Below are 19,730 nucleotides of genomic sequence, written 5' to 3'. Positions count from 1 at the left end.
TCTAACCGTCAAAGACCCTGCCAACCCCAAAACCTCTGCGTTCTTTGCGCTCTTTGCGGTTCAAATTTCCCCACGCTTGGGTGAAGGCAAGCTGCGCCTAAAGCTCCCGCGCGATATGGCGGGCAAGCAGCTCAAACAGGAACACCATGATCACGGCTGCAACAACCAGTGCCGGCGCAATCGCCGCCAGGCCAAACGTCTCGGCCAGCACGCCAAGCAGGCTGGTTACCAGCACGCCGCCCAGCCCAGCCGCCGCCGCCTGAAGCCCAATCCCGTTCGCGGCGTGCTGTTTGCCCAGGTATTGGGGCGTTGCAGAGGTAAGAAGTGGATACAGCGGCGCCATTGCAAGCCCCAGCAGCAAAATGCTTGCCAGGCTCAGCCAGAGCGTGAGGTTGAGAGAAAATACAATTGTGCCCACCAGCACTGCGCCAATGCTTGCCCGAAGAAGTTTCGTGGGTGCCACGCGCTGCACCAGGAAGCCAAACAGAATTCGCCCAATCGTCAGGCTGGCCCAGAAAAAGCTCACCCATGCCCCGGCCAGCGCTGCCGATACGCCGCGCTGTTCGGTCAGCAAGGTGTAAAACCATTGCCCCGCGCCAACCTGCGCGCCCGTGAAGGCCGCAAACAACAGAATGCCAAGCCATGCCGCCGGCAGCCGAAATGTCTCGGCCAGGGGCGTGCTGGGCGCGCGCGGCGATTGCGGCTGCGCGGGGGCCGGGCTGCGCCAGCGGTGGCGCGTGAGGCTGAAGCAAAGCGCCAGCAGCAGCTCGATTATTCCAATAATGAGAAATCCCAGCCGCCAGCCAAAGCTGCCCGCCACAATCGCCGTCATGATCGCAAGGCCGAGGGTTGCCCCAACGCCGAAGCTCGCGTGCAGCCAGTTCATCGAGCGCGGGCTGAAGTGCGTTGCCGCGTAGGTGTTCAGGCTCGCTTCGATCAAACCCGCGCCGATGCCGGTAAAGCAGCCCAGCACGACCAGCACAGCCCATGCTGGCGCCACGCTGGAGCCTACCAAGGCAACTGCGGTGATGCCACAGCTCCAGGCTGCCATCACGCCGATATTCAGGCGGGCCGTCAGGCGCCCGCTGTTGGCGCTGACCATAACCGAGCCGAGGAGCTGGGCGATCAGCAAGGCGCTGATGGCATCGATTGGCATGCCGAATGTGGCGCGAATATATGTCCAGGCCACACCGAGGCGGCTGCTCACCAGGCCAAGGCCAATAAAGCCTCCGAATGCGAGAACCAGCGGCACCAGCTCGATCCAGCGCGACGCAGCCGGTGGCAGCGCGAGTGCGAGGGCGGCGGGTTCGTGAATGGGCGGATCTGGCTGCTGCGCGGCAACGACCGCTTGTTGTTCCTGCACCATGTTCTTCTCGCTTCATTATGCTTGCTGATGCTTCCAGCGTTTGTGCTACCGCCGTGGCAGACCATGCCGCGTGCGCAGCTGCCAGCCCCAGGTAATCAGGCGGCGGCCAAGCCAGTCGAAGGTTTCGCCGCGCGTGGGCAGCTGGCGGGCGATCATGTGGAGACGTCGGGCCAGTTGCTGATGCGCCGGCACGCGCACCGATGGGCCATTCTGCTGATTGCCGGCAGGCGTGGCGCGCTGTTTGCTGCGGCGGTGCTGGAGGGCATGGAGCAATTCGAGTGCGACGAGTGTTTCTGCGTTCATGGCAATTTCCATTCAAAAGTGTTGGGGCAGGCAGTGTCTTGCTGTACGGCCCGGCCCTGAATTCTTCCTGGGCTTACACGTGTAAGTTGCGACCGAAAAGAATACGAGTGCGTTGACTTACTCGTGTAAGTCAACTATACTGGAACCGAAGGTCGTTGTCAAGGAGCAATAATGGCAAACAAGCAGCGCCGCGTCACAAGCGCCGATGTCGCGCGGGCGAGTGGCGTTTCGCGGGCAACTGTGAGCTACGTGCTCAACAACGACCCGCGGCAAACCATCCCCGACGAAACACGCGAGCGCGTGCTCAACGCCGCGCGCGAGCTGGGTTACCAGCCCTTTGCGGCCGCGCGCATCCTCCGCGCCGGGTACAGCAACCTTGTGCTCGCCGTGATTCAGTTCGAACAGGTCGACCCAGGGATGGCGCGCGATCTTAAGTACTTGGAAGCAGGGCTCAATGCGCAGGGTTTTACGCTGATCTGGTATGTGGGCCGGCACACGGCGCACGAGTCCACGCACCCTTCGACCAACCTGACCCCGGCGGTGATTGTTTCGTATGTGGATGAGCGCGACGCCGCAGTTACGTCGTTCTTGCAGCAGTTCAGCGTCCCGATCCTTTCGATGAGCAACCCGGCGGCGCGCGAGGCGGTGGGGAAGGCCCAGGTCACCTACCTCGCCCAGCGCGGCCAGCGGCAGATCGTGTTTGCCTCTACCGAGCGGCACGATGTGCAGCAGCTGGCGCAGGTTCGCCTCGATGGGGTGCGGCAGGGATGTGCCGAGCTGGGGCTGGCGCCACCCCTGGTGCAGGTTGTGCCTGCCTCGCGCGAAGGCGCGCGCGCAGCTATTGCGCAGATGCTGGCCCAGCAGGCGTCACCATTCGGGATTTGCTGCTACAACGACGAAGTGGCCTTTGCGGTTATGGCTGCGCTATCCGATGCCAGGGTCGCAATCCCCGAGCAGGTTGCGGTGATTGGGTGTGACGATATTCCGCTGGCCGAGTTCAGCGTCCCCGCGCTGACGACGATTGGCTTCCACAATCAGCACTTTCTCGACCGGGTGATCGCGAATATTTTGGCGGTGAGCTGGGGTGAGGCGTTTGATGAGGCGTCGCCGCTGGCGCTCTCGGTCGTCATCCGCGCATCGGCGTGAGCGGAGCGGCCCGCAGGTGGCAGTTGGCAGTTGGCAGTGAGCTGCAATCGCATAAGGGTTTAGGGTCTGGGGTCTTGGGATTGGGCACCAGCAACCTGCAACCAGCAACCTGCCAACCTGCAACCAGCAACCTGCCAACCTGCAACCTGCAAACCTGCAACCAGCAACCTTCAAACCTGCCAACTCACCGCATGCGCGCGAGCAGCTCGTAGCAGGCGCGGCTGTGGTGGTAGGGGCATTCCCACGGCCCCGTCTTGGGGTGGGTGGCGCGCGGGCGGCCCAGCGGGTCGAGGATTTTGTACCACTCGCCGTGGCGCGCATCGACGAAGTGCGTTTCGATGTAGGCCCACACATCTTCGGCGGCGGCGCGGAAGTGCGGCTGCCCGCTCAGCTGATAAGCGTTGTAGAAGCCAACCAGTGCCTCGGCCTGCACCCACCAGTGCCGGTCGGCGTCGGCATCTTCGTAGCGCACGCTGCCGTCGGGGGCGCGGCCAGCCGCGTACACCGATTGCGCGATTCGCACGGCGACGGCCTGCGTGCGCGCCAGCAGGGGCGCGTCGCCCAGCGCCTCGGCGGCGCGCACGAGCAGCCAGCTCCCTTCAATATCGTGGCCGTAGGAGCGCGGCGCGGGAAGGGTATTCCAGGCGTCGTCGAAGAACAGATGGAAGCTCGCCGTCTCGTAGTCGATCACATGGTCGAGGAAAATATGCACCAGCTCGGCCAACCTGCGGCGCAGACGTGGATGTTCCCAGACATGGAGCAGCGCGGTGTAGGCTTCCAGCATGTGCAGCAGCGTATTCATCGACTTGCGGCAGTTTGGCTCCTTGTCGCTCAGACGCATATCGGCCAGCGCGCCCCAGTCGCCGGCGCAGCCTTCGACGTAGCCGCCGTGGCGCGGCTCGTGGGCGTGGCGCTCGAGCAGCACAAACAGCGTGCGCGCCAGGCGCAGGCTCACGGCGTCGCCGGTGGCGCGGTGAAAGGCGGCCAGCGCGTAGATCGCGAATGCCTGGGCGTAGCTGTGTTTGCGCGTGCTTAGCGGGCGGTTGAAAGGATCGAGCATCCAGTGCACGCCGCCGTTGCGCGCATCCCAGAAGTGGTTGCACAGCGCATCGAGGGCGTGGCGCGCGGTGGCGAGATAGCCGGCGTGGCGGTACAGGCGGTAGGCTTCGGCGTAGGTCCACAGGATGCGCGCGCACAGCACCGCCGAGCGCGGCTGGTCGTCGCGCAGGCAGAGGCTGTTGCTAAGCGCGCCGTAGAATCCGCCCTTGCGATGATCGACGACATGCGCGCTCCAGAAGGGCAGGATGTTCCCGCGCAGCTCGCGCTCGATCCGGGCGCGCAGGCCGGCTTGTGTGGTAGCGGCTGGCTCGGCCAGGGCAATCATTTCGCGCATACACAGCCTCGGTTCTGTTTTGTGAATAACACGCTTACGCGGTTCCCAGCCCGTAATGAATAGCTACAAAGTAACCCGGTTATCGCGTTCGCCCTGGCCCGTGAACGGGCGGGCTAGGTTGCGGCAAAGCCCGCCTTCGCGGGCTGCTGGTACAAAGCCCACACAAACGGTAGCTGGCGGGCTCCAAAAGGCCACGAAGGTGGCCTTCGCTCAATGGAGCCGAGGGCTTCAGCCCCACGGCAATAGCACACCGCGTAACTCAGCTAGTAGCTTGGTGGCACCTGCCGCATGCGCCCAGCGCCGCGTATCGTGGCGATTGCGCACGAGCGTAAATCGAAAATCGTAAATCCAAAATCCCTTACCCCTGCCCACCTTCTCCAAACGTATCCCACAGCGAGCGCACGCGCAGCGCCGCCCGCGCCTGCTCAATCGTCCAGCCCTGCGGCAGTGGGCATGCCACGCCCACAAAACGCGCGGCCGGCAGGTCGAAATAGTTGTCGCTGAACACCACGTCGGCACCTTCCAGCGAAAGCTCGACAAACCGCGCCAGCGAGCGCGCCTTCAGCTCGATCATCAGCTGCTGGCCGACCGGATCAATATCGACGGCGATCTGCGGCGCGGCCAGGCGCAGGTGCTTGCTGGGGATGAAGGGCGTGACGCTGCGCTGGCGACATTCGCCGCCGCACCACAGCTCGCACACCAGCACGGCGTCGCGGCGCGCATCGCCCGCCAGCTCGGCCGCGAAATCGAGCGTTTCGAGCGCTGTGGTGGCCAGCGGCGCGGCCTGCACCGGGATACGCCCGCTGCGCAGCGCCTCGCCGGCCAGTGTTTCGAGCGTCCAGCGCAGTTCGCCAAACCAGGGCTTGGCGCCGTCGTTCGCCACAAACAGGCTGGCACCGTCGGCGCTTTCTTCCACCGAAAGGGCAACCGGCGCGAAGAAGCGGCGCGAGCCGTACTGCAATGCTTTCCAGCGCCCAAAATAGTCGATGCTCGACCACGACGCGACCGGCCAGCAGTCGTTGAGCTGCCAGTACAGCGTGCCGCTGCACATCGGGTCGCGCCGCCAGTGCTCCACGCCAATGCGCATGCCTTCGAGCTGCAGCACCTGGCTCAGGTAGGCCAGCGACGCGAAATCGTGCGGCAGGCGAAAGTGCGCGGCGGTGTAGGTGATGATTTTGCCGTTGCCAGCCAGGTTGCGCTGGTGGTGCTCCATGATGTACGAAGTCAGGTTCCAGTCTTCGGGCGCGGCATAGCGCGCCACAGTGGACATGCCCGGCAGCGACTGGAAGCCAAACTCGCTGATAAAACGCGCGCGCGTGTCGCGGTAGCGCTCGAAGGGGTGCATGTGGTGCCACACGCTCCACTGGTGAATGTCGCCGCGCGTGCCGTCGCCGGGCTTGTCGAAGTTGCCACCCGAGGAAGGCGAGCTGGGCCAGTAGGGCAGGTCGGGGTCGGCGGCAGCGACCCAGGCGGCCAGCGTGTGCTGGAAGAACTGGTTGTAGGCCGCCTTCAGGTCGGCGTGCGCGGGCGTGTCCCAGCCGCCCCATTCGACCCACGCGCCCTCGATTTCGTTGTTGCCGCACCACAGCGCCATGCAGGCGCGGTGCCGCAGGCGGGCGACATTCTGCTGCACCTCGATTTCCACATTGTCCAGGAATGGCTGCTCGTCGAGCGGGTAGCTCGAACAGGCAAACATGAAATCCTGCCACACCAGCAGCCCGAGGCGGTCGCAGGCGTCGTAGAAGGCTTCATCTTCGTAGTAGCCGCCGCCCCACACGCGCACCATGGTGTGGTGCGCTTCGGCCGCCGCGCCAAGCAACTGCTTGTACTCGCGGGCGGCAACGCGGGTGGGGAAGGAATCGGCGGGAATCCAGTTTGCGCCCTTGGCGAACACGCGCACGCCATTCACCACAAACGTGAACGACTCGCCCCATTCGTCGGGCTGGCGGCGCAGCTCAAGCGTGCGCAAGCCGACTTGCATGGCGCGGCGGTCGAGCAGCTCGTCGCCCGCGTGGAGACTCATTTCGGCTTGGTACAGCGGCTGCGCGCCGAGGTCGTTTGGCCACCACAATTGCGGCTGGTCGACATCCAGCTCCAGCGTGCCCGTCGCGCCATCAAGCGCGATCTCGGCGCTCTGGGTGCGGCCATCGGGCGCGGTCAGATGTAGCGTGGCACGCAGTGGCGCATCGCTCCAGCGCTCGGCGCGCACGCCGACGCTGAGCGACACGCGGCCGTCGGCGTGGCGCTGGCGCAGGTGTACGTCATCGATGCGCGCCGCGCCGTAGCCTTCCAAGCGGATGTCGCGCCACACGCCGATTGCCGGCAGCATGGGGCCCCAGTCCCAGCCGAAGTGGCAGGGCGCTTTGCGCAAGTGCGGGCCGCCGTGGATCACAAACGGGTCGCCAACCACAATCATGGGGCGCTGGGCATCGCGCTCGGCGGCTGCGCGCACCGGCGAGGTGAAGCGCACGCGCAGCTCATTCGCGCCGGGTCGCAGCGCGCCAGCCACGTCGAAGCGGTACTGGCGGAACATATTCTCGGCGCGGCCAATCGGCTGCTCGTTCAGCCACAGCTCGGCCAGGGTGTCGAGGCCATCGCACACCAGGAACATGTGCGGCGCGGCAAGCAGGGCCGCGTCGGGCGTGAAGGTGTGGCGGTATTCCCAATCGCGCTCGGCGACCCACTGCACGCGCTTTTCCTCGTCGCCCACAAACGGGTCGCCGATGCGGCCAAGCGCGAGGAGATCGGTGTGCACGCCGCCCGGCACCGTGGCCGGGAGCCATTCGCCGTCGCCGGCCTGCCGAAATTGCCACGCGCCATTGAGTGATTGCTGGTTCATTTGTACTCTTTCTTTTCGGGGCGCTTCGCCCCCGTGCCCCGATACAATGCCTGTTTGCTTTTTTCGGGGCGCTTCGCCCCCGTGCCCCGATACAATGCCTGTTTGCTTTTTTCGGGGCGCTTCGCCCCCGTGCCCCCGATTAGGGAAACCCTAGCCGGTTTCCCTAAAACCCTTCCGGCAAAGGGCGCTAGTATCAGATGTTATGGAGTGCTGTCATGCCTCCGTTGAAACTTCGGATGACATACTTTTTTCACATTCAGTTTGCCTGATGCAATCTTTGCTTCAGTTCTTCAAACCTTCGTGTCTTCGTGTCTTCGTGGTTCCGTTCTCCAAACCTTCGTGCCTTCGTGTCTTCGAGGTTTCGTTCTCCCAGCCTTGGTGTCTTGGTGCCTTGGTGGTTACGTTCTCCTTATTCACACCTTCGTGTCTTTGGTCTTCGTGGTTACGTCTCTCACGCCGGCTTGATTTTGAAGGCGAGGTCGCGCGCGAAGGGCGGGAAGGCCAGCGTCGCGCCGTCGGCGGTGACGTCGAGCGTGTCGCGGGCGATCACCGTGCCAGCAGCGGTGTCCCACCATTCGACGGTATAGGTGCCGGGGTTCAGGCCGTTCAGCTTCCACGTTGCCCCTTCCACCGGCGCAAACTCGGGCGTGAATGTGCCGAGCGTGCGCTTTTCGGCCATGGCCTGGCGCAGCGCCTTCGAATAGGCCGCCCGCAAGCCATCGTAGGAAAAGGCGTTGCTGCGCACCCAGCCAAGCATGCGGTCGGGCGCGCCGAGCAGGAGCAGTGTGGCGGGCGCGCCGGCGACGACCGGGCGGCGGGTTTTGTAGCTACTTGCGGCCAGGTCTTCATCCTGGAAAAAGGCCGCCGCGCCATGAAACAGCGGGTACAAATTCAGCGGGTCGATGTACGAATCCCACCACCACGTCATGCCGGTGCCCGCGCCTTTGGTGAGCAGCCCGGCCCACAGGCCATTGTGAATATGCACGCCCTGCGGGTCGATCGTGGCGTCGGCGCTATCGGCGCCCGTGCCGAACTCGCCCACCAGCGCGGGCTTGCCAAGCGGCGTCATTTCCTTCATGGCGCGCGCAAAAGTCTCGGCCGGGTCAGCGGGGTTGTAGATGTGGCGCTGGGCGATGTCGATCTCGGGCATGGCGAACACCGCGTCGTCGCTGCCGGCGTAGCTGGTGGTGCGCAGGTGCGGGTAGGGGTCGTATTTCGCCAGCTCGGCGCTCATTTCCCTGATCCACGGCTGCTGGATGGCGGTGTCTTTCATCGGCGTCCAGTCGACCTCGTTCCACCACTCCCAGGCCAGCAGGTTCGGGCTGTAGCCCCAGCGCGCCGCAATGTAGCGCAGCCGGCGCTTGAACAGGTCGCGCGCCTGGGCGTTGCTGGCGAACTCTTCGGGCTTCGCCAGCGGGCCGCCGTTTGCGGCGCTGTAGGGGTTATTGGCCCACTCGGGGTTCACGCCAGTGTTGAACGCGCCGTGGTTGAGCAGCGCCAGCATAATGTAGATGTCGTTCTGCTCGGCCAGCTCGAAGGCGCGGTCGAGCTGCCAGGCGCGGTCGAGCCGCCTGGTGTAGTCGCCCAGCCCGGTGTCGTTCCACTCGATGCCAAAGGCCCAGCTTGCCATCCACAGCCGCGCGAAGTTTGCGCCCTGCGCGTGCATGTTCCCGAACCAGCGCTCGTAGTCGTGGGTGCCGCCCGCGCCATACCAGCCCACGTTCTGGCCAATTGCGAGAAAGGGCGTGCCGTCGCCAAACGCGAAGTAGGCCGGGTCGCGCGGGTCGATGCGCACCGAGCCGTGGCGCCGCGCCGCCGTGACGGTGAACTGCGCGGGCGTGCTCCGAGCGCTGCCGGCGGGCGTTTTCGCGTCTACCACCACGCTCCACGCGCCGGGCGCGGGTGGCGAAAAACGCACCTTCCAGGCGGGCTGGCCGCGCGGCGCAAGCACTTCCTTGCCGCCCTCCAGCGCGCTCGTGAAATCCTGCCAGAAGAAGCCCGGCACCGTGAGCGTTTTCCCATCCGGCCCGGTGAAATGTGCCTGCACGTCGATCTGGGCCGGGTCGAAGGGATTGCGGTAGGTGGTGTGCAGGTCGAGCGTGAGTTCGAGCTTTTCGTAGGCGGGCAGGGTGTTGGTGTTGAGGGTGAGGGTGGGCGCGTTGGGCGGACACGTAGGTGCGCAGGGCGTGGGCGGACACGCAGGTGCGCAGGGCGTGGGCGGACACGCAGGTCCGCCCGGACATTCGGTGGGGCACGTAGGTGCGCAGGGCGTGGGCGGACACGTAGGTCCGCCCGGACAGGCGTTGTTTTGCGTTGCAGTTGCGCTGGGCGGACACGTAGCTCCGCCCGGACATTCGGTGGAGGGCGTTGGAGCAATTGCGGGCGCGCTGCTGCATGCGGCAAGCATTGTGCCGAGCAGGAAGCAAAGGAGCAAGTTGGCGCGGGCGTGTTTCATAGTATTTTCTCTCGCACCGTTCTGCGGTGAGCGCATGCGATACGCCCTTGCAGTGCTTGGTCTGGGCGTATTGCATACGCCCTTCTGTCGCCCGCGCTCACAGCGCCACCAGCCCGGCAAGCGCGTGCACCGACTGGCGCTCGATCAGGGTTGGGCGCAGCATCAGTGTCACGCCGCCGGCGCTGGGCTGCTCGACGCGGTTGGCCAGCAGCTGCACTGCCATGCGCCCCATGTTCACTTTGTCCACCTGCATGGTTGTGAGCGGCGGCTGGGCCTGCGCCGAAAGGTCGATATCGTCGAAGCCGATGATCGACAGCTCGTTCGGCAGCTGCAGGCCCATGCAGCGCGCGGCGTGCGCCACCCCTACCGCCACATGGTCGTTCGCGCAAAACACGGCGGTGATCTGCGGCGCGCGGCGCAGCAATGCTTCGGCGGCGGTTCCGGCTTCCACGTCGCCGAGATGGCAATCGGCGAAGTAAGGGCCGGGCAGCTTGTGCTCGCCAAGCGCCTGCAAAAAGCCGCGCCGTCGTTCTTCAATGCTGGGGTAGGCGTGCGGCAGCGTGCCGACGAGGCCGATGTGCTGGTGCCCGCGCCGGATCAGGTAGGAAGCGGCCTGGTACGCGCCGCGAAAATTATCCGAAACGACCGAGTCGTAGCGGTTGTCGGCGGCGTAGGAATCGACCAGCACGGCCGGGATGGCGCGGCGCTGCATCAGGCGCGCAATCGTGCTGTCGACAAACGCGCCCACCAGCAGCACGCCGTCGAGCGCGTCGTCGACAAGCATGCGCGGCAGTTCCTGCGGGAAGTTATCTGCGTCCACCGGCACGGTGGCGTAGAGCATGTTGATCTGCTGGCGGCGGCAGGCGGTTTCGATGCCGGCCAGCACGGGCGCGTAGAAGGGATTGGTCTGCGGTTCGTCGTCGGCGCGCGATTTGATCAGCACGCCGATCTGGCGCAGCGGCGACTGCTGGGGCGCGGCGTCGCTGATCTTGCGCTGGTAGCCAAGCTGGCGGGCAACACCGAGCACGCGCTGGCGCGTTTCGGGGTGAATGCCGGGCTTGTCGCGCAGCACCAGCGACACAGTCGCCAGCGATACGCCGCTCGCGCGCGCAATGTCTTCGAGCGTGACGCGCTGAGGCATGACGGGTTCCTTCACGTCGGGTTTGGCTGCGATGCCATTTGCCGGCTGCGTGAGGGTGGCTCACGTGCATACAGGGCACGCCGGCGGGTGTGTTCCAAGAGACGTTGTGTGTTCTCACTATAGGCGGGGAGGCGCGCGGGGTCAATATTAAAATTTTAGATTTTTATGAGATTTTTAGTGGAGAGTGGGCGTATGCGATACGCCCGAACGTCGAAGGGCGTATGCGATACGCCCGAACGTCGAAGGGCGAAAGACGAACGACCAGTAACAGGTTGGTCATTCGTCTTTCGTCCTTCGTCACCCTGCGCTAGCGCAGCTCGCCGCGCGCGAGGGCTCGCGCAATCGTGTTGTGGCGCGCCACCAGCGCGGGCAGATCGACGCCAAGCAAGTGACCATCCTGCACGCGCACGCGCCCATTGATCACGCTCAGATCGACCTGTGGCGGCTGGCAGAACACCAGCGCGGCCAGCGGATCGTGCACGGCGCCGCCCGCGAAACCGAGCGTGTCGATGCGGAAGCCCACGAAGTCGGCGGCCATGCCCGGCGCAAGCATGCCAATGTCGTCGCGGCCGAGCACGGCCGCGCCCCCACGCGTGGCCAGGCGCAGGGCATCATCCGCCCGTAGCAGGGGCGCAGCAGCGGGCGGCTGATTTGGGTCGCTGGCGGCGCTGCTGCGCCCGTACGCTGCCGGCCCAATTGCGTCGGCGAGACGATGCAGCAGCAGGGCCTGGCGCGCTTCGGCCAGCATGTGCGAGCCGTCGTTTGAGGCCGAGCCATCCACGCCCAGGCCCACGCGCGCGCCGGCGCGTTGCAGCGCCCGCAGCGGCGCAACGCCCGAAGCCAGGCGCATGTTCGAGCTTGGGCAGTGCGCCACGCCGGTCTGCGTGCGGCCCAGGCGCGTCACTTCCGCGTCGGACGGGTGGACCATATGCGCGTGCCACACGTCCGGCCCGACCCAGCCGAGGTCTTCGGCCAGCTCTACGGGCGTGCGCCCAAAGGCTTGCAGGCAGTAGGTGTGCTCGTCCTGCGTTTCGGCCAGGTGCGTGTGCGAGTGCACGCCATAGCTGCGCGCCAGCGCGACACTTTCGCGCATCAGGTCGGGCGAAACCGAGAAGGGCGAGCAGGGCGCCAGCACCACGCGCAGCATGCTGAAGCGCGCCGCGTCGTGATATTCCTCAATCAGGCGGCGCGAGTCGCGCAGAATGAATTCTTCCTCCTCGACCACGCGGTCGGGCGGCAGGCCGCCCTTGCTTTCGCCCACCGACATCGAGCCGCGCGCGGCGTGAAAGCGGAAACCCAGCGCCTGCGCCGCCGCGATCTGGTCGTCGAGGCGCGCGCCGTTCGGCCAGATGTAGGTGTGATCGCTGGCGGTGGTGCAACCCGAGAGCATCAGCTCGGCAATCGCAACCTGCGTGCTGACATGAATTGCCTCGGGCGTCATGCCGGCCCAGATCGGGTAGAGCGTGCGCAGCCATGTGAACAGGTTGGCGTCCTGCGCGGCGGGAATGTTGCGCGTCAGGGTCTGGTAGAAGTGGTGGTGTGTGTTCACCAGGCCCGGCAGCACGACCATGTTGCGCGCGTCGATCACGGTGTCGGCGCTGGCGGGCAGGCTGGCGCTCGGGCCGATCTGGCGGATTTCATTCCCGTCGACAAAGATGCCGCCGTCGGCGTAGCGCGTGTCGGCGTCGTCCATGGTTGCCAGCAGCGCGGCGTTTTTCAGCAGCAAGGTCGCCATAGAATATTCTCCCTGAAAATAGAACCGCAGAACTGAGAACCACAGAACCGAGAACCGCTAGCGGCCTCTTTCATCGCAGCGTATGTCATCTGCGTAATCTGCGTAATCTGTGGATTATCGCTCATTAACTTCAAACAGCGGCACCAGCGCGAACTGCTCAACATCGACCACGCCCTGATCGGTGAGCTTGAGCGACGGGATGACCGGCAGCGCCAGAAACGACAGCGCCATGAACGGCGCATGAAGCGGGCAGCCCAGGCCGCGCGTTGCGGCGTTGAGCGCATCGACCTCCATGCGCACGGTTTCAACCGGCTGGTCGCTCATCAGCCCGGCAATTGGCAGGGGAACCGCCGCCAGCACGGTGCCGCCCGCCACCGCGACCTGCCCGCCCTGCATGTCGGCCAGGGCCTGTGCCGCCGCCAGCATATCGGCGTCGTTCGTGCCCACGGCAATAATGTTGTGCGAATCGTGCGCGACCGACGAGGCCAGCGCGCCTTCCCGCAGCCCAAAACCCTGCACAAAGCCCAAACCAACCGCTCCGCCACGCCCGTGCCGCTCGATCACCGCGAGCTTGAGAATGTCGCGCTCAGGGTCGGCCACGGCCATGCCGTTCTCAACGCGCACGGCATCGCTGAGCGCCCGCGTGACGATCTGGTCGGGCACCAGGCCAATGATGCGCGCCCGCCCGCCCGCTGCGGGGATGGCGAAGCTGGCGGCTGTGAGCGCGGGCAGATGCACCGAGTTCGGCAGCGGCGGCACACTGGTGCGCGATTCGGCCAGCAGTCGCCCGTTGGCGGCCACCAGCGCGCCGTCGCGATACACTTCCAGCACTGCGAAATCGGCGCTGAGATCATCCAGCACGACCATGTCGGCGCGGTAGCCGGGCGCAATCGCGCCACGCCCGCGCAGCCCGAAGTATTCGGCCACATTCAGCGTTGCCATCTGCACGGCAACTGCCGGGTCGAGGCCCAGGCCAATCGCCTTGCGCACGAGAAAATTGATATGCCCTTCGTCGAGCAGATCGGCGGGCGTGCGGTCGTCGGTGACGAGCAGGCAGCGGCGGCTGTTTGCGGGCGTGACAGCCGGCAGCAGCGCGGCGAGGTTGCGCGCGTTCGAGGCTTCGCGGATCATCAGGTACATGCCACGGCGCAGGCGCTGCTCGGCTTCGGCCACGGTGGTGCACTCGTGATCCGAGCCGACGCCCGCGAGAATGTAGGCGTTCAGCGCCTGGTCGCGCACGCCGGGCGCATGGCCGTCCACACGCTTTGTGCCAGCAATGGCCGCGCGCCGCAGCACCTCGGCGTCGCCCGCAATCACGCCGGGGAAATTCATCATTTCGCCAACGCCAAGCACGGCCGGGTGCTGCATGAAAGGCGCGAGATCGGCGGCACTGAGCGCCGCGCCAGCGGTTTCCATGTGCGAAGCCGGAACGGCGGAGGGCAGCATCACAAAGACGTCGAGCGGAATTCCTTCGCGCGCCGCGAGCAGGTAATCGATGCCGGCCGCGCCGAAGACATTCGCGATCTCGTGCGGGTCGATCACCACCGTGGTCGTGCCCTGCGGCACCACGGCGCGGGCGAACTCGGCTGGCGGCACCATCGCGCTTTCCACGTGCATGTGCGCGTCCATGAAGCCGGGCGCCAGCACGCGGCCGGCCAGGTCGCGCTCCTGCGCGGCGCGGTAGCCCGGCCCCATGCCAACGATCACGCCGCCAGAAATGGCGACGTCGCTAGTTTCGAGTTCGCCAGTGAAAACGTTGACGACGCGCGCATTGCGCAGCAGAAGGTCGGCGGGGCGCTCGCCGCGCGCAACGGGCAGAAGCTGGTCGAGAAGCATGGCGTTTCTTTCTGCGGGCGCTCTCGGGTTGGCACTCGGGCGGCGCGGGAAACACGCCCACACCCGTATTGTGACACAGCTTCGGCGTTTCGGCTACTGCCGGGAACGAGCTATTGGCCACCGAGCACACAGAGAGCACAGAGTTTAATTTTCCTGCTCTGTGATCTCTGTGTTCTCGGCGGCTCAGTCGTTCGGCCCTACGCTATGAGTCGCCAAACAGCAGCATGCCTTTGATCAGGCCGGTGTCGGGCGCGAGCCAGCCCGGGAACTGCTCGGCAAATTCGTCGCTGGTGGCGCGGTGCGTGATCCACGGCTGTGTGTCGATCGCGCCGGCCTCGATCTGCGCAATCACGCCGCGCAGATCGCCCGGTGTGGCGTTGCGGCTGGCCAGCAGCGAAATCTCGCGGCGGTGGAAGTTCGGGTCGTTGAAAGTAATGTCGCCCTGCATCAGGCCGACGAAGATCAGCCGACCGCCGTTCGCCACCAGCTCGAAGCCGCGCATCATCGAAGCGGCGTTGCCAGTCGCATCGAACACGGCCGTCGGCAGGTCGCCATGCGTAAGTGCGCCAATCGCTGCGTCGGAATCCGCCCCTGCAACGACGGCATGGTCGGCCAGGCCCTGCGCCTGCGCAAATGCGAGCCGCTCGGCGCTGATGTCGAGCGCGATCACTTCTGCGCCGGCCAGCCTGGCAAACTGCATCACCGTCAGGCCAATCGGCCCCGCGCCCACCACCAGCACCTGCTCGCCGGGATCGAGCGCGGCGCGGCGCACGGCATGCGCGCCAATGCCCAGCGTTTCCACCAGCGCGAGCTGCTCAAGCGAGAGCTTTTCCGAAGCGTGAAGCTTGCTGGCCGGCACGAGGATGCACTCGCGCATGCCGCCGTCGGTGTGTACGCCAAGCACCTGCAGGCTCGTGCAGCAATTCGTTCGGCCGCGCCGGCAGGCGATGCAGGTGCCGCAGTTCAGGTAGGGCTCAACAGCGCAGATTGCGCCGGGTGGTGGGCCTTCGGTGCCAGGGCCAAGCGCCAGCAGCTCGACGCCCAGCTCGTGGCCGAGAATGCGCGGGTAGCTGAAGAATGGCTGCCGCCCGTGAAAGGCGTGGATGTCGGTGCCGCAGATGCCGACGCGCCGCACGCGCACCAGCGCCTCGCCGGGGCCGGGCGCGGCTGGCTCGGGCGTGCTGTCCAGTCGTAAATAGCCGGGGTGATCGAGGATGATTGTTTGCATCGATTTCCCTGTTTCATGTTGGCAGGTTTGAAGGTTGCAGGTTGGCAGGTTTGAAGGTTTGCCTTCCCAAGCGTGGAGAAAAATTCACCACGGAGGCACAGAGGCACGGAGATTTTGAGGATCGGTTGGAAGGTTCGCAGGTTACAAGGCGCCCAATCCCAAAACCCCAGACCCCAGACCCTGATGCAGTTACAAGTTTGAAGGTTGCAGGTTGATGGTCTCAGGGCGAAACACGTTCGCCACTGCTGAACATGCAAACCTGCAACCCGCCAACCCGCAACTCATTTCTACTTGAACCGATTGGCCTCGGGGTCGCTCTCGTCGTAGCCCTCGGCGTCGAGCAGCGGCCACAGCTCGTCGGGAATGGCGTGCTGCGCCAGCTCGACCGTTTGCGCCACGCGCTCAGGGCGGGTCATGCCGATAATGGTGGACGTGATGCGCGGGTCGCGCAGCGAGAACTGCAGCGCGGCAGCGGCCAGCGGCACGCCATGTTCATTGCACACCGCTTCCATATGCTGTGCGCGCCGAAGTGTTGTGGCGTCTGCCTCCTGGTAGGCGTAGCGCGCATAGGCCGAAGGCCCTTTCGCCAGAATGCCGCTGCCATAGGGCGCGGCGTTCAGCACCGCCATGCCGCGCTGCGCAGATGCTTCGAGCAGTGGCGCGGCCGAGCGGTTCAGCAGCGTGTAGCGGTTGTGGGTGATCATGGAGCCGAACGCGCCCGTTTCGACATAGCGAATCATCATATCGACCGGCCCGCCCGCCACGCCAAGCTGGTCGATCACGCCCTGGCGCTGGTAGTCCTGCAGCACTTCGAGCGGGCCGCCCGGCCCCATCACATTCTCAAACGTGGTGTGCTCGGGGTCGTGCAGAAACACGATCTGTAGGCGGTCGAGGCCTAGCAGTTGCAGGCTGCGCTCCAGCGAGCGCTTCATCTGATCGCCGCTGAAGTCACCCGTCTTCGCGTCGCGGTCGACTTTGGTGCCAAGCACATAGCCGTCGGGGATACCGCCCAGCTCGCGCAGCATCAGGCCAATGCGCCGCTCGCTCTCGCCGTCGCCGTAGGATGCCGCCGTGTCGATGTAGTTGATCGGGCTGCTAAACACGGCGCGCAGGGTATCGAGCGCCTGCTCGACGGACACGCCATAGCCAAAGGTGTCGGGCATGCTGCCGAGCGGCGCGCAGCCAACGCACAGGGGCGTGACGAGGATGTCGCTGCTGCCAAAGCGGCGCGTGGCTAGTGAAGATGGCATTGATTCGGCCTTTCTCGTTTTCTATGGAGACTACCGACAACTGACGACCGACGACAGGAATTTGAACCGCAAAGAACGCGAAGGTTTGAGTTGCAGGTTTTCGCCGGGGCGTATCGTATACGCCTGTTTGAAAGTTGCAGGTTTTCGCCGGGGCGTATCGTATACGCCTGTTTGAAAGTTGCAGGTTTTCGCCGGGGCGTATCGTATACGCCTGTTTGAAAGTTGCAGGTTGCGGGTTGACGATGATCATTCGTCGTTGGTCAGTCGCCCGTCGTCATTTCTCAAAAACTCCGTGCCTCTGTGTCTCTGTGGTGATTTTCCGGCGCCCTTCGATACGCGGCTACGCCGCACTCAGGACGCTATTGTTTGCTCTCCCGATCTCCTTGTCTCGCCGTCTCCGTACCTCCGTGCCTCCGTGGTGTACTCTCTCGCTCGTCGCCCGCCGCAATCGTAAATCGCAAATCGTCAATCGTAAATAGCTCTATATCCCGCCAAACGCCGAGAATCCGCCGTCCACCGGCACGACGATGCCAGTCACGAAGCGCGCGGCATCGCTAGCCAGCCACACCGCCGCGCCCACCAGCTCGTCGGGTTCGCCAAAGCGCCGCAGCGGCGTGTGGTCGATGATTAGCTGGCCGCGCGCGGTGAGCGAGTTGTCGTCGTTCAGCAGCAGCGAGCGGTTCTGCTCGCCAATGAAGAAGCCGGGCGCGATGGCGTTGACGCGCATGCGCGGGCCGTATTTCAGCGCCAGCTCGGCCGCCAGCCAGCGCGTGAAGTTGTCGATTGCGGACTTGGCGGCGGCGTAGCCCAGCACGCGGGTAAGCGGCTTCTGCGCGGCCATCGATGAGATGTTGATGATCGCGCCCGCGCCGCGCTCGGCCATTGCCGCGCCAAACACCTGCGAAGGCAGCACGCTGCCGTGAAAGTTCAGGCGCACCACCTGATCGAGCGCGTCGGGCGTCATGTCGAAGAAGCTGCGCTCGCCAACAATGGTGGCGGCGGGGATGTTGCCGCCGGCCGCGTTCACCAGAATATCGATGCCGCCCCATTCGGCCAGGGCGCGCTCACGAGCCGCCGCAAGCTGCGCCGGGTCGAGCACGTCGGCGGCGAGGGGCAGGGCCGCGCCACCTGCCTGCTCGATGGAGTGGGCCACCTGCGCGGCCAGCTCGGCGCGCCGCCCGAGGATGCCCACGCGCGCGCCCGCCGCCGCCAGCCCGCGGGCAATCGCGCCGCCCAGCACGCCCGTGCCGCCCGTGACAATGGCGGTTTTTCCTTCCAGCGAAAAGAGTGATGTCATTGCGATTTCTCCGCTTGGGCCGCGCTAAAATGCGCGCGCTTCGTGTTCGCCTGCGGCGGGCAAGGAAGATTTTTTATTTGATATTCAGTTTGCGCGTAGCGCAAACTGAATATCACGTACAGCACGCTGATTTTAAGATAGTGCCAACTGCCAACTGCAACCCGCAACTTCTCCGTGCCTCTGTGTCTCTGTGGTGAATCTTCTGTCGTTGTTCGGGGGCGTATAGCAATACGCCCGTATGATCATCCCACAAAGGGCTGCAAATGCCGCGTGAAGTGGCGCTCCAGCCCGGCGCGGTAGGCGTCGGGGTCGTCTGCGATCATGGCGCGCAGGTCGTCGCCAAAGGCGTCGAGGATCGAGCCGAAGCAGACGTGCAGCACCTGGCGCGTGTCGAACTGGTCGAGCAGCGCGGGCAGGTCGGCGTCGGCCACGTCTGCGCCGGCCGGCACCTTTTCAAGCTGCGCGTCGAGAAAGTAGGTTTTGCGGTCGTGCGCAAAGTGCTCGCGCGCATAGTCGAGCATGGCGCGGAACAGCGCGGGCTGGCGCTCGGCGGCGATGCGCAGCGCTTCGAGGTAGCTGGTGCCGGCGGTTTTCACATGCACGCGCCCGCCGGTGTGCTCGGCAATCGCCGGGTACAGGCTGAATTTGTCCGACCCGGTGTGGATGCTGAGCTTGTAGATGCCGAAGTGGCGCATGATCGCGGCGTGGCGCGCAAACTCGGCGGCGAATTCGTTCACGTCGCCAATGTAGTCAACGCCCTTCTGGAACTTGCCCACAAAGCGCGGCGCAAGACTCACCACCGGCACGGCCAGCGCCTGAAGCTGGCGGGCAATAAAGTAGTGCTCCTGAATCGACGTCGGCGTGTCGGTTTCGTCCACCGACATCTCGATGTCGTAGGGCTGGCCGCCAAGCTGCGCGGTCAGCGCCTCGGCAATCGCGGCGGTGTGCGCCAGCGCGCGGCCATATTTCGCCAGGGCGCGCAGCAGGTCGGTTTCGCGAAACTCCACCGTCAGATCGCCAAGCTGGATGGGCGCGGCGCAGTATTCTTCCCGCAGCGCGTCGTAGCTGGTGCCGAGCGCATCCCACGGCAGCGCGGCCACTTTCTCGCGCAGGGTGTCGGGCGCGTCGGTCTGCGCGGCATTGTCCACGTAGTCGCTCGGGTCGATGGTGAAGAAGGTGTAGCCGGCCGCCACAAAGGGCGGCAGGTCGGTGGTCTCCTTGACGTGGTCGGCATCCGCGCCCCACGGCGCGCGCCAGCCCTCGACAAATACCGCCCACATGGCATCGTCGAGCACTTGCAGCGGCGTGCGGCCCGTGCGGGTGTTTTCGCGCACCGATTGCTGGGCGTAGATCGCGGCGATGGTCGTTTCTGCGCCGGTGGAGCGCATGGCCTGGACGTGGCCGGGCGTCGCCAGCCCCATACGGTCGCCAAAACCGAACGACGTTTGGGTTCCCAGTGCCACTGGCCGCAGCCAGGGCAGTTGCTCGCGCAGCGCGGCGGCATTGCGCGGCGTGCAGGGAAACAGCGTCGCGCCTTCGGACGTTTCGTCCAGCGCGCCGCTGAAGCTCGACGCTGCCGGGCCGGCCACGCCAAGCACGCGCTCGCCAGCATCCAGGTTCGCCAGGAAAAAGGTGCTGCCGGCGTGCTCGGTCAGCGAGCGCGGCACAATCGCGCCGTCGGGAATGGTCCATTCACTCATTGCACAGTCCTTGTGAAGCAAGCGGCCTGCCATCTGGTGGC

Annotated in this window: 13 protein-coding genes; 1 reads left to right on the top strand and 12 read right to left on the bottom strand. The window is 65.3% G+C overall.

The window, feature by feature from the left end; genetic code table 11:
- Positions 1 to 97: 97 nt before the first annotated feature.
- Both M1P90_RS23220 and M1P90_RS23215 read right to left on the bottom strand, forming a co-directional pair.
- Positions 98 to 1,366 carry an MFS transporter gene (locus M1P90_RS23220; RefSeq protein WP_483697834.1) on the bottom strand — a complete coding sequence of 423 codons (1,269 nt, stop codon included), beginning with the start codon at positions 1,364 to 1,366 and terminating at the stop codon, positions 98 to 100.
- Positions 1,367 to 1,411: 45 nt separating this feature from the next.
- On the bottom strand, positions 1,412 to 1,669 hold the full coding sequence (locus M1P90_RS23215) for a hypothetical protein (RefSeq protein ID WP_483697833.1): 258 nt from the start codon (positions 1,667 to 1,669) through the stop codon (positions 1,412 to 1,414).
- A gap of 171 nt (positions 1,670 to 1,840) precedes the next feature.
- Here M1P90_RS23215 and M1P90_RS23210 point away from each other — a divergent pair, with 171 nt between their 5' ends.
- Positions 1,841 to 2,815 (top strand): LacI family DNA-binding transcriptional regulator, encoded by a 975-nt coding sequence (locus tag M1P90_RS23210; RefSeq protein WP_483697832.1) that lies wholly within the window; start codon positions 1,841 to 1,843, stop codon positions 2,813 to 2,815.
- 184 nt (positions 2,816 to 2,999) lie between these two features.
- Here M1P90_RS23210 and M1P90_RS23205 read toward each other — a convergent pair whose 3' ends face one another.
- The 10 genes from M1P90_RS23205 to M1P90_RS23160 all read right to left on the bottom strand — a co-directional run bounded on the left by M1P90_RS23205 (position 3,000) and on the right by M1P90_RS23160 (position 19,689).
- Positions 3,000 to 4,208, bottom strand: a complete 1,209-nt coding sequence (locus M1P90_RS23205; protein ID WP_483697830.1) for an AGE family epimerase/isomerase — start codon at positions 4,206 to 4,208, stop codon at positions 3,000 to 3,002.
- A gap of 358 nt (positions 4,209 to 4,566) precedes the next feature.
- Entirely contained in the window at positions 4,567 to 7,047 is a 2,481-nt protein-coding gene (locus M1P90_RS23200; RefSeq protein WP_483697829.1) for a beta-mannosidase, read from the bottom strand.
- A gap of 451 nt (positions 7,048 to 7,498) precedes the next feature.
- Positions 7,499 to 9,502, bottom strand: coding sequence for a DUF5060 domain-containing protein (locus tag M1P90_RS23195; protein ID WP_483697828.1), 2,004 nt, complete (start codon positions 9,500 to 9,502; stop codon positions 7,499 to 7,501).
- A gap of 97 nt (positions 9,503 to 9,599) precedes the next feature.
- Positions 9,600 to 10,643, bottom strand: coding sequence for a LacI family DNA-binding transcriptional regulator (locus tag M1P90_RS23190; RefSeq protein WP_483697827.1), 1,044 nt, complete (start codon positions 10,641 to 10,643; stop codon positions 9,600 to 9,602).
- 307 nt (positions 10,644 to 10,950) lie between these two features.
- On the bottom strand, positions 10,951 to 12,378 hold the full coding sequence (locus tag M1P90_RS23185) for an 8-oxoguanine deaminase (RefSeq protein WP_483697826.1): 1,428 nt from the start codon (positions 12,376 to 12,378) through the stop codon (positions 10,951 to 10,953).
- A gap of 114 nt (positions 12,379 to 12,492) precedes the next feature.
- Entirely contained in the window at positions 12,493 to 14,214 is a 1,722-nt protein-coding gene (ade, locus tag M1P90_RS23180) for an adenine deaminase (RefSeq protein WP_483697825.1), read from the bottom strand.
- A gap of 202 nt (positions 14,215 to 14,416) precedes the next feature.
- The gene (locus M1P90_RS23175; protein ID WP_483697824.1) at positions 14,417 to 15,442 is read right to left on the bottom strand and encodes a zinc-binding alcohol dehydrogenase family protein; all 1,026 of its coding nucleotides are present in this window, start codon (positions 15,440 to 15,442) and stop codon (positions 14,417 to 14,419) included.
- A 287-nt stretch (positions 15,443 to 15,729) separates the two neighbouring features.
- Positions 15,730 to 16,692 carry an aldo/keto reductase gene (locus M1P90_RS23170; protein ID WP_483697823.1) on the bottom strand — a complete coding sequence of 321 codons (963 nt, stop codon included), beginning with the start codon at positions 16,690 to 16,692 and terminating at the stop codon, positions 15,730 to 15,732.
- Between the two features lie 481 nt (positions 16,693 to 17,173).
- On the bottom strand, positions 17,174 to 17,989 hold the full coding sequence (locus tag M1P90_RS23165) for an SDR family oxidoreductase (protein ID WP_483697822.1): 816 nt from the start codon (positions 17,987 to 17,989) through the stop codon (positions 17,174 to 17,176).
- A 242-nt stretch (positions 17,990 to 18,231) separates the two neighbouring features.
- Positions 18,232 to 19,689 carry a tagaturonate epimerase family protein gene (locus M1P90_RS23160; RefSeq protein ID WP_483697821.1) on the bottom strand — a complete coding sequence of 486 codons (1,458 nt, stop codon included), beginning with the start codon at positions 19,687 to 19,689 and terminating at the stop codon, positions 18,232 to 18,234.
- Between the last annotated feature and the right edge of the window lie 41 nt (positions 19,690 to 19,730).

The sequence above is a fragment of the Kouleothrix sp. 19917 genome, assembly GCF_057073505.1.
The sequence above is the reverse complement of the archived record's forward strand: the minus strand, read 5'-3'. Positions and strand labels throughout refer to the sequence as shown.

Excerpts from the sequence above, each read along its gene's own strand:
- M1P90_RS23220 (WP_483697834.1), bottom strand. The coding sequence starts at position 1,366 with ATGGTGCAGGAACAACAAGCGGTCGTTGCCGCGCAGCAGCCAGATCCG.
- M1P90_RS23215 (WP_483697833.1), bottom strand. The coding sequence starts at position 1,669 with ATGAACGCAGAAACACTCGTCGCACTCGAATTGCTCCATGCCCTCCAG.
- M1P90_RS23210 (WP_483697832.1), top strand. The coding sequence starts at position 1,841 with ATGGCAAACAAGCAGCGCCGCGTCACAAGCGCCGATGTCGCGCGGGCG.
- M1P90_RS23205 (WP_483697830.1), bottom strand. The coding sequence starts at position 4,208 with ATGCGCGAAATGATTGCCCTGGCCGAGCCAGCCGCTACCACACAAGCC.
- M1P90_RS23200 (WP_483697829.1), bottom strand. The coding sequence starts at position 7,047 with ATGAACCAGCAATCACTCAATGGCGCGTGGCAATTTCGGCAGGCCGGC.
- M1P90_RS23195 (WP_483697828.1), bottom strand. The coding sequence starts at position 9,502 with ATGAAACACGCCCGCGCCAACTTGCTCCTTTGCTTCCTGCTCGGCACA.
- M1P90_RS23190 (WP_483697827.1), bottom strand. The coding sequence starts at position 10,643 with ATGCCTCAGCGCGTCACGCTCGAAGACATTGCGCGCGCGAGCGGCGTA.
- M1P90_RS23185 (WP_483697826.1), bottom strand. The coding sequence starts at position 12,378 with ATGGCGACCTTGCTGCTGAAAAACGCCGCGCTGCTGGCAACCATGGAC.
- ade (WP_483697825.1), bottom strand. The coding sequence starts at position 14,214 with ATGCTTCTCGACCAGCTTCTGCCCGTTGCGCGCGGCGAGCGCCCCGCC.
- M1P90_RS23175 (WP_483697824.1), bottom strand. The coding sequence starts at position 15,442 with ATGCAAACAATCATCCTCGATCACCCCGGCTATTTACGACTGGACAGC.
- M1P90_RS23170 (WP_483697823.1), bottom strand. The coding sequence starts at position 16,692 with ATGCCATCTTCACTAGCCACGCGCCGCTTTGGCAGCAGCGACATCCTC.
- M1P90_RS23165 (WP_483697822.1), bottom strand. The coding sequence starts at position 17,989 with ATGACATCACTCTTTTCGCTGGAAGGAAAAACCGCCATTGTCACGGGC.
- M1P90_RS23160 (WP_483697821.1), bottom strand. The coding sequence starts at position 19,689 with ATGAGTGAATGGACCATTCCCGACGGCGCGATTGTGCCGCGCTCGCTG.